The sequence below is a fragment of the Actinomycetota bacterium genome (assembly GCA_030776725.1).
Taxonomy (GTDB): Bacteria; Actinomycetota; Nitriliruptoria; order Nitriliruptorales; family JAHWKO01; genus JAHWKW01.
This window is the reverse complement of record JALYHG010000127.1, coordinates 1-9,651: the sequence shown is the minus strand read 5'-3', so window position 1 is coordinate 9,651 and position 9,651 is coordinate 1. Positions and strand designations below refer to the sequence as shown.

The following is a 9,651-nucleotide window of genomic DNA, read 5'->3' as shown; positions in this document are numbered from 1 at the left end:
TGGAGGACTCACGTCTCGACGCCGGCCAGCTCGACACCCTGTTCCAGGTGGTCGAACGCATCGACGGCTTCCCCCGCCACCTCGCCCTGCACCCCTGCGGCATCGTCCTCGCCGACGTCGACCTGATGGACGTCACCCCGGTGGAACGCTCAGCGGGGACGGGCCGTGACGGGCCCGCTCCGCACGGGTTCTCCATGACCCAGTTCGACAAGGACGACGTCGCGGCCCTCGGGCTGTTGAAGCTCGACATCCTGGCGGTGCGGCTGCTGTCGTCGATGCGGCACGCCATCGAGCTGGTCCCCGCCACCCGGGGCGAGGAGATCGACCTCGACGCGATCCCGTTCCACGACCCGGCCGTCTACGAGCTGCTGCGCACGACCCGCTCCATCGGGGTGTTCCAGGTCGAGTCCCCCGGCCAGCGCGAGCTCCTCGGGCGGCTGCAACCCGACCGCTTCGACGATCTCGTCACCGAGATCTCGCTTTTCCGTCCCGGGCCGGTGAAGGCCGACATGGTCGGCCCGTTCGTGGCTCGCCGCACCGGCGACGAGCCCGCCACCTACATCCACCCGCTGCTGGAACCCGCCCTCGAGGACACCTTCGGGGTCGTGATCTACCACGAGCAGGTGATGAAGGCCGTGGCGGCGCTCACGGGTTGCAACCTGTCCCGCGCCGACCTCGTCCGCCGCCAGCTCGCCGACGATACGCAGCTCCCTCACCTGCGGGGATGGGCGCTGACGACGGCGTTGGAACGGGGGATCGATCGGGCGACCGCCGAGGCGGTGTGGCGGCAGGTCGAGTCGTTCGCGTCGTTCGGGTTCTGCAAGGCGCACGCCGCCGCGTTCGCCGTCCCCACCTACCGGTCGGCGTGGCTGAAGGTGCACTACCTGCCGGAGCTGATCGCCGGGCTGCTCACCCACGACCCGGGGATGTACCCGCGGCGGCTGCTGCTGGAGGAGGCGCGCCAGTTCGGCGTCGCGGTTCTCCCTGCTGACGTCAACGTGTCGGCGGCCGAGTACACGGTCGAGCGTGTGGCCGAGGAGGAGGCCTACGCCCGCTTGGAGGTCGGTCGCGGCGCCCCGCTGCCGGTCGGATGGACCTGGTCGGGTACGGCCGCGGCCGACCGGGGTATGGCCCGATGTGGTGGTTGGTTCCCGGATGCGGGAACGACCGCGGACACCGACCGGGCGTGCCCGGTGGGGCGCGATGCGGGCGACGCTGGCGGGGCGTGCCCGGTCCCGCCGGCGGGGCGCGATGCGGGCGACGCCGGCGTCGATCACGACGGGCGGCGGTGGCGCTGGGCGGTGCGGGTCGGTCTGCAGGACGTTCGCGGCATGACCGACGCCGAACGTGACACGCTGATCGCTGGTCGGCCCTACACGTGCCTGGAGGACGTGCGTGCTCGCGGAGGACTGTCGCGACCGACTGCCGAGAACCTGGCCAAGATCGGCGCGCTCGACGAGATCGGCTGCGGTGACCGGCGAGTCACCCTGCTGGCGGTCGAGGAGCTGTGGGGTCCACGCCGAGGACGTCGCGGATCGCGACCAGGCGGTGGTGCGACCCCGGATCCGCAGGCCACGCTGGCTCTGTACGCCGACCACCGCCCGCGGCTGCCGCAGATCACCAGCGCCGACCAGGTGCGTGACGAGCTCGAGGTCCTCGGGCTGGACGTCTCCCGCCACGTCGTCGCGTTCTACGAGCCGGTGCTGGACGTGCTGGGCGTCACCCGAGCAGCCGACCTCGAACGCGACGACTCGGTTGCGGCGCCGCACCCGACCGGCGGCGGGGCGCTGGTGCCTCCCGGCCGGGTCCGGGTCGCCGGGGTACGGGCCGCGCTGCAGTCACCCCCGGTGCGGTCCGGGCAGCGGGTGCTGTTCCTCTCGCTCGACGACCGCACCGGCACGACCCAGTGCAACTTCTTCGAGCGGGCACTGGCGGGCGATGGGCGGGGCGATCGAGGGCACGCCTGGACCGTGCTCCACGCCTGGCTGGTCGTCGTCGAAGGGCGCCTCGACCGGCGCGGCCCGCGAGGGATCACCGTGATCGCAGAGCGGGCGTGGGACCTCACGCGCCTGTGGCGCGCCTGGGGGGAGGGACGGTTGGACGAGGAGCTGGCCCGGAGCGGACCGCCGCCGCCGCACCGCCGCACCGCTGCGCGCCCCTCGGGGCTGTCAGCGGCGATGTTCGCCTCCGGAAGCCGCTGACGCGCGTCGGGTCGTCAGGGACGTCGGGGCGGTCGGCGTCAGGTGTGGATCGCCGACGATGCAGCGGAGGTGTGGAGCGATCTCAACGCCGCCCGGTGATCGCACGGTCGGCGACCATCAGGCGACACAGTCCGTGCTCGCTCTCGAAGGTTCCGGCGTACTCGAACCCGGCCTTCTCCAACGCTCGCGACGAAGCGATGTTGGCGACGACAGGGGACGCACAGACCTGGGTCCATCCCGGATGTCTTCCGAAGACGACGTCCACGGCGAAGCGTCGGATCATGACCGACCCCAGACCCTTGCCACGCTCCCGCGGATCGCCGACGAGGTAGTCGATCCCAGCAGCTGTCCGGTGAACGCCGAGCGCCCACCACTGTTCGATCTCATGCTCGCCGGCGTGGTCTGCTGTGGCGTAGCACTGGGTCCAGCCAACGGGCCGGCCGTGTCGCAGGGACGCGATCCAGTGCTCTGTGAGGTCGCTCGAGGTTGAGCCGTAGTCGCGGACCACGGCCTCCCATGAGACGTCCTCGCCCTCCCACCACCGCACGACGCCCGGCTCGTTGAGCCACCTGTGCAGCAGGGGCAGATCCTGGTCCGTCAGCCGACGGAAGGTCACGTTCACCAGACCATCATCGGCGACGGAGGATCTCCCGCGGTCGACGTCGCCGCAGCGATGCCTACTCGGGGGGTTCACGGCGGCAGGTTCGCGAGGAAGCGCGCCCCGACCGGCGCGGCGACCGCCCCGCCCGACGATCCGCCCTCGACCAGCACCGCGAAGGCCAGATCCTGTTGCGGTCCGTCTCCGTCCGAGCGGAACCCGATGAACCAGGCGTGGGTCGGTAGCGGATCTCCAGTGCCGTACTCGGCGGTGCCGGTCTTGCCGGCCAGACCGTCGGGGAGGCCAGCACCTTCGGCAGTGCCGCGCCGGGGCACCTCGCGCATCAGTTCGGTGAGGGTCGCGGCGACATCCTGCAGGTCGCGCGGCGCGGCGCTCGACCGGGTGTCGGACACGATCGTCGGCGCGGACCACTGACCCTGCGCGACCGCGGCGGCGACGGACGCGAGCTGGACGGGGCTGACCAGGACGCGGGCCTGCCCGATGGCGGCGGCGGCTCGCTCGGCCAGGTCACTGGGCTCGGGGAAGGACGCCGCCGGTTCGCCCACCGGCAGCTGCCAGCCGCTGTTGAAGCCGTAGTCGGCGGCGGCCGTGTGGAGCGCGCCCTCATCGAGGTCGGCTGCGAGCTGCACGAACGCGGTGTTGCACGAGCGGTAGAACGCCTCTCGGAAGGGGATGGGACCGAAGGCCTCGCCCTGGAAGTTGCGGAACGGCCGGCCGTGAACGGTCGCGGTTTCTGGGCACGGCACCGTGTCGGACGGGGTGACGCCGCTGCGCAGGATGGCGGTGGCGGTCACGACCTTGAAGGTCGAGCCGGGCGGGTACTTCCCGGTCAGCGCACGGTTGAAGCCGCCGACGGGACGGTTGACCACGGCGCGGATCTCGCTGGTCGACGCGTCGAGGACCACCATCGCTGCGGTCGAGCCGCTGCCCATCGCGGCCTCGGCCGCTCGCTGGATGCCGGGATCCAGCGTCGTGCGCAGGGGCTGCGGTTGTTCCCCTTCGAAGCGGTGCACGACCTCGACCACCTCGTCGCCGCGGACGACGCGGATCTCACCGGTGGGTGATCCGGCCAGCTGCCGTTCGAACGCCAGCTGCAGGCCGCGCTGCCCGACCGTGTCGCCAGCCAGGTAGGGGTCGCCCAGCTGCTCCAACAGCTCGGCGGTGACCTCACCGGTGTGGCCGACGACCAGCCCGAGGCTGCCTTCGCTGGACAGCGGCTGCCCGTCGCGGTCGAGGATCGGGGCGCGCTCCGGCCAGCTCCGCGAGCGGTCCAGCGCCGTCCCCTCCGACAGGGATGGGTGTAGGACGGCCGGCGACCACTCGACCCGCCACGTCGTTGGCTCAGCGTCGATGCGGGTCAGCGCCAGGGAGCTGCGGTAGCTCCAGTCGCCCAGGCCGGCCAGGTGCGTACGGACCTGGAACGGCACGGTGGCGCCAGCGTCGATGTCCGAGGGGTCGTTGAGCTCGGCCTCGCCGGGTTCGAGATCCAACCGGTCGGCCTGCAGCCGCTCGCGCATGGCGGCGTGGCGGCCGACGAGGTCGTCGGGCGGAGCACGGGTGAGAGCCGGGAGCTGCTCGAGGTCGCCTTCCTCCCAGGCGTCCAGGAACCGCTGGGCGACGGCGGCGGCTTGAGTACGCGCCTGCTCGCGGGCCCGCAGCTGCGACTGCTCCCACCACACCCAGCCACCGACGGCGAGCCCCGCGACGACGACCGCCGCGACGACGGCGAGCAGCACGCGTCGCATCGTCACCTCCCTGGGTCCCGCACCGGTCTACCAGGACGCCCGGGTCGGGTCGGCCGAGGCGAGTACGCTGCGGCGAACGTACGTTCTCTAGGAGCGTCGAGGTGCGTGCTGACCGTCCCCCGGAGCCGATCCTGCACGTTGACATGGACGCCTTCTACGCGTCGGTCGAGCAGCGCGACGATCCGACGTTGGCTGGCCGTCCCGTCGTGGTCGGGGGGAGCGGATCGCGCGGTGTGGTCGCCGCGGCCTCGTACGAGGCTCGCAGGTACGGGATCGCCAGCGCCATGCCGATGGTCCGGGCACGGCGCCTGTGCGCCGCTCTGGTGGTCGTCGCGCCGGACTTCGCCAAGTACGTCGCCGTCTCGCGACGCGTCCGACAGATCCTGATCGCCTACACCCCCCTGGTCGAGCCGCTTGCCCTCGACGAGGCGTTCCTCGACGTTGCGGGGGCGGGGCGCCTGTTCGGCGAACCGACCCAGATCGCTGCACAGATCCGGGCGGACGTCCGCGACCAGCTCGGCCTGTCGTGTTCGGTCGGGGTGGCCCCCAACAAGTTCCTCGCCAAGCTGTGCTCGGGGAAGGCCAAGCCCGACGGGTTGGTCCACCTCCCACGCGACCGGGTCGCGGCGTTCCTGCGGCCGCTGCCGGTGTCCGACCTGTGGGGGGTGGGCCCACGCACCCTGGAGCGCCTCCACCGGTACGGGTTCCGTACGGTCGGTCAGCTCGCCGACAGCGATCGCGTGACCATCGAACGGATCGTCGGTGGGGCGGTCGGCGGGCAGCTGCACCGGCTCGCCCGAGGGATCGACGACCGCCGGGTCACCCCATACGAACCGGCCAAGAGCGTCTCGGTGGAGGAGACCTACGACCGCGACCTCGATGACCCCGAGCTCATCGACCGTGAGCTGCTCCGCCTCAGTCGGAAGGTCGGCCGGCGCCTGCGCGACGGGGACCTCGCCGGGCGAACGCTCACCCTCAAGGTGAGGTTCAGCTCGTTCCAGACGGTGACGCGGTCGGCCACGCTCGACCTGCCGACCGACCGCACCCACGACCTGGTCACCCTGGCGCGGGAGCTGTACGGCCGGTTGCGGTTGGAACGGGTCCGGATCCGCCTCCTCGGCGTCGCCGTGACGAACCTCACTGCGGGCGCGGCGGCGCGCCAGCTCGCCCTCGACGGTGACCAGCGGTGGGAGGACGCCGAGCGGGCCGCGGATGCGCTACGCCACCGGTTCGGCGGTGAGGTCGTCACCTACGGGGCGCTTCTGAACGCCGACACCCCGGCCGGGAACGCCGCCCCGACCCGCGACGACATCGAGGGCTGACGACGGCGGCAGCGACCGCCGCGCTCACCGACCGCTCGACACGCCTCCACCGCCTGCCAGGCCGCGCTAGTCGGCGACCGGGAGGAACCGCACCGTGCCGCCGCGGCGTCGCCGGCGGTCGAGGAACGTGGCGAGCTCGTCGTAGACCGCGTCGCCGACCATCTCACGCAGCTCGCGTTGCATGCTGCGGTACAGCGGTTGCCGGGCGGTGAACGCCGCCGGCTCATCGGTGCACCACCAGGCGAAGTCCGCCCCGCCTTCCCCCCACGTTCCACGCTCGAACGCCGAGATCGTGTGGATCTCGAGTTTCTCGCCGTCGTTGGCGATCTCCTCGGCGATCGAGCGGTGCAGGGGGACCTGCCAGCACACGGTCGGCTTGTAGGTCATGTGGTGCTCGCCGCGGCGCATCGCCAGCACGTGCAACGAGCAGCCTTCGCCCGCCGGCCACCCGCCGCGGTTGAGGAAGATGCATGCGCCGTCGACCAGGCGCGTGTGGGCCTCTCCATCCTCGTCGAGGGATGTGACGCCGTCGGCGAGGGCCTGGTCGTAGAGTTGCATGATCTCGGGGCCGAGCTCGTTGAGCAGCTCACGTTCGACCCGGGCCCGCTCGTCGGCGTCGACGTAGTAGGCGCCGTGCACACAGCATCCCAGTGCCGGGTCGCTGCCGTCGCACCGGACTCCCGGGCAGCCCTGCCCGTAGATGCAGCGGTAGTGCGACAGCAGGAACGACACGTCGAAGGTGTACCGCAGGTGATCGTCATCGGGGTCGCGGATGCTCACCCACTCACGCTCGAGCACGTCGTCCCCGTGGCCGTCGGCGGCGCCGATCGTACCGGCCACGGTCGGGTGGCCGTCCGCTGAGGTGACCCGACGATCCGAGCGCTCACCCACCGTGGTGGCGGGGCCGCTCGTATACTCGTAGAGCCCCGGCCGTGGTGGCGCAGAGGGAGACACGATGCCGCTGTCCGAGCACGAGGAGCGCATGCTCCAGGAGATCGCGCGGCAGCTATCCGAAGAAGATCCGAAGTTCGTCGCGACCGTGGCGAACACCACCCCTGCCCGGTTGCACCTGCGTCGTTTGCGCTGGTCGGTGATCGGTTTCCTCGTCGGTCTCGTGACGCTGTTCGGCTTGACCTTCCACCTGGTCCTCGGGATGGTCGGGTTCGCGCTGATGTTCACGTCGGTGCTGGTCGGTGCCGGTGCGGTGCGGGGGCTGGGTTCGGGGCCGGGCGGCGTGATCGACGAGCTCCGTCGAGCGTTCGTGCGCCGCCGCCGCTAGCCGAGGCGTCGCGAACCGGGGTCGTCCCTCGCCGCCGTGCCCGCGCCAACCGCCATCACGAACCGACGACCCGGTGCCTGACCGCCGTCGCGGCCCAACGCCCCGTCGACACGGCGTCCTCGACCGGGATCCGGATCGGCGCGACCAGCCGGTGACGGCGCGCCACCGACGCTCGCAGCCCGGCCGTGACCTGGCCGCCCAGTCGTTCGGCCTCATCTGCGGCGCCCCGCTCCACGAGGCCGCCGAACGCGGCGGCCTGCGCCAGGTCAGCGAAGCGACGGGCCTGGTCGGCATCGACCCGACCCTCGGCCGCCCACCGCAAGGCGAGCTCGCGAGCCGTCTCCGAGCGACGGCGGCCGACGCCGTACCGCCGCGCCTGGGAATGCACCCGTCGTTGGGTGGTCAGGATCCGTTCACGGTCGGTGAGGTCGCCACGTGGCCGCCGCTGCGCGACCAGGAAGGCGGCCCCGCCCGCCGTCACCGCGGCCAGCAGCCACGGCAGGGGCTGGGTGCCGTTGTCGTGGGATCCGACATCCCCGCGAGCGGCGGGGACGGATGGTCGCGTGGACGGTTCAGTGGGCGGCACGTCATCGGGCTGTCGGTCGGGGAGCTCCTCACCGGACGCAGGTTGGGCGCCACGGGGCGGTGGCGACCCTGCACCGACCGGCTCCTGCGGGATGATGTCCTGGCGGGAGGGAACGAGTGCGTCGGGGAGCGCCGGCGTCGGTTCGAACTGGATCCAGCCGTAACCGGGGAACAGCACCTCGACCCAGGCGTGGGCGTTGTCGGTCGACACCACGTACTGGCCCGACTCGTTCTGCCGTCCCAGCCGGAAACCCACCGCCACGCGTGACGGGATCCCCTCCAGGCGCAGCATCACCGCCATCGCGGTGGCGAAGTACTCGCAGTAGCCGGTGCGGTCGGTGGTGACGAACCGTGTCAGCGCGTCGGCGTCGCGCAGCGGCGGGACGTCGAGCGAGTACGCGAAGCGGCGGCTGTCGCGGAAGAAGTCCTGCAGCGCGAACGCCGTGTCGAACGGGGTGGCGGCGCCGGCCGCGGCGAGTGCCTCGTCGGCCACGGCTCGCAGCTCGGGGTAGTCACGCGGCAGCGCCAACCACCGTCCGTAGCCGGGATCGCTGTAGTCGCCCGCGGTGAGCGTCCGCAGGTCCTCGGGGCGCGGGTTGGGGACCGCGGATCGCACGCTGTACGTCAGGCCGGGGACCAGCGCCGGCCTGCCGTCGAGGGTCTGCGACGAGGCGATGAACGTGCCGTCGCGGGAGTACACCATGGAACGGGCGGCGTCGCCGCCGACCCGGAGCGGGTGGTAGGGGACGGGGACGAAGACGTTCTCCAACGACAGGTTCTCGACCGTCACCGTGACCGGCTCGTGCGCGCGGATCTCGACCTCGGGTGGCAGCGTCCGGTCGACCGCGATCACCTCGTCCGGGGAGAACGAGGGTGAGCCGGCCGGGCCGACACGCCAGGTGTACCCATCGAAGGTGTCCAGTCCGGCGAGGCGCAGGTACAGCGGCCGCGGCGCGTCCACGCGGAGCAGGTCACGCGGTGCCGGCAGCGTGAGCCGCGTCGAGACGTCGACGATCGGTTGGTAGCCCCGGGCGGCGCGCTTCCCCGACAGGTTCACCCACGGTTCCTGGCCGTACCCCGGGACGACCGTCGGGGCCGACCCAGCGATGAGGATCGCGACCGCGCCCAGTCCCACGCCTGCCAGGCTCGGCCTCGGCGAGCCGGCGGGGCGCCGCCGGGCCGCCAGGTCGGGGTCGGGTTCGAGCAGGAGGACCAGCGCGGCTGCGGCCAGGAACGGCATCGCATGCGGCCAGGTCCGTCCTGGCGGCTGGGGGACGGCCAGAGGGAACCCCCACAGACACGCCGCGGCGACCAGAGCAGGGCCGGGCCGGCGTAGCCGCACCAGGAGTTCGTGTAACCCGTGGGTCACCCACCACGCCCCCGTCCACACGATCATCATCAGCCCGGGTGTGGTCCGGGCGGGGGCAGGTTCGTGGGCGAGGTCGTTGAGGGCGGCGGCCCACAACGCGGTGGCCTCGGCCAGGTGGGCGCGCCCGGGCAGCCAGCCGCCGGTGTGCAGGTGCACCGCCGCGGTCGCTGCCACGAACCCAGCGGCAGTGAGGACGGCGGCGCCGACGACGCCGAGCCGCAGACGGTGGGCGGCGGCAGCCACCACCAGCGCGACCGCGGCCGCACCCCAGGCGTGAGGTCGCCATGCTCCGTCGAGGAACACCCGCTGCAGCGGAACCGTCGCGGTCAGCACGACGAGCGCTGCCGCGCCGGTCAGCAGCAGATCACGGCGCATCAGCGTGGCGCCCCCACGGTTGGTGCGCCTCGTGCCGCGTGCAGTGCCAGTTCCCGCCAGGTGACGTCGAGGCGATCGCCAGGCCGGTGCAGGCTCGCGCGCCATCCTGCCACGCGGAGCGCCCGCAGCGCGTCGCCGGCGGCCGGACGCTGGCGA

At 72.4% G+C, this 9,651-nt stretch carries 7 protein-coding genes; 3 read left to right on the top strand and 4 right to left on the bottom strand.

Annotation, left to right across the window (positions count from 1 at the left end; all coding sequences use genetic code 11):
* Window positions 1–2,201: hypothetical protein (locus M3N57_06005; GenBank protein MDP9022249.1), on the top strand; the 2,201-nt coding region annotated here is incomplete at its 5' end.
* 82 nt (window positions 2,202–2,283) lie between these two features.
* Here the strand turns inward: M3N57_06005 and M3N57_06000 are convergent.
* A complete protein-coding gene (locus M3N57_06000; GenBank protein MDP9022248.1) occupies window positions 2,284–2,823 on the bottom strand; it encodes an acetyltransferase in 540 nt (179 codons plus the stop codon).
* Between the two features lie 68 nt (window positions 2,824–2,891).
* Window positions 2,892–4,565 carry a penicillin-binding transpeptidase domain-containing protein gene (locus tag M3N57_05995; protein MDP9022247.1) on the bottom strand — a complete coding sequence of 558 codons (1,674 nt, stop codon included), beginning with the start codon at window positions 4,563–4,565 and terminating at the stop codon, window positions 2,892–2,894.
* A 101-nt stretch (window positions 4,566–4,666) separates the two neighbouring features.
* Between M3N57_05995 and M3N57_05990 the strand changes: the two genes are divergently transcribed.
* Complete coding sequence (locus M3N57_05990) at window positions 4,667–5,887, top strand: DNA polymerase IV (protein MDP9022246.1); 1,221 nt, start codon at window positions 4,667–4,669, stop codon at window positions 5,885–5,887.
* Window positions 5,888–5,953: 66 nt separating this feature from the next.
* Here the strand turns inward: M3N57_05990 and M3N57_05985 are convergent, their stop codons facing one another.
* Window positions 5,954–6,727 carry a hypothetical protein gene (locus M3N57_05985; GenBank protein ID MDP9022245.1) on the bottom strand — a complete coding sequence of 258 codons (774 nt, stop codon included), beginning with the start codon at window positions 6,725–6,727 and terminating at the stop codon, window positions 5,954–5,956.
* Between the two features lie 115 nt (window positions 6,728–6,842).
* On the opposite strand from M3N57_05985, the gene M3N57_05980 reads away from it, so the two are divergent.
* Window positions 6,843–7,166 (top strand): DUF3040 domain-containing protein, encoded by a 324-nt coding sequence (locus tag M3N57_05980; protein MDP9022244.1) that lies wholly within the window; start codon window positions 6,843–6,845, stop codon window positions 7,164–7,166.
* Window positions 7,167–7,221: 55 nt separating this feature from the next.
* Here M3N57_05980 and M3N57_05975 read toward each other — a convergent pair whose 3' ends face one another.
* On the bottom strand, window positions 7,222–9,495 hold the full coding sequence (locus tag M3N57_05975; GenBank protein ID MDP9022243.1) for a DUF3488 and transglutaminase-like domain-containing protein: 2,274 nt from the start codon (window positions 9,493–9,495) through the stop codon (window positions 7,222–7,224).
* Window positions 9,496–9,651: the final 156 nt, after the last annotated feature.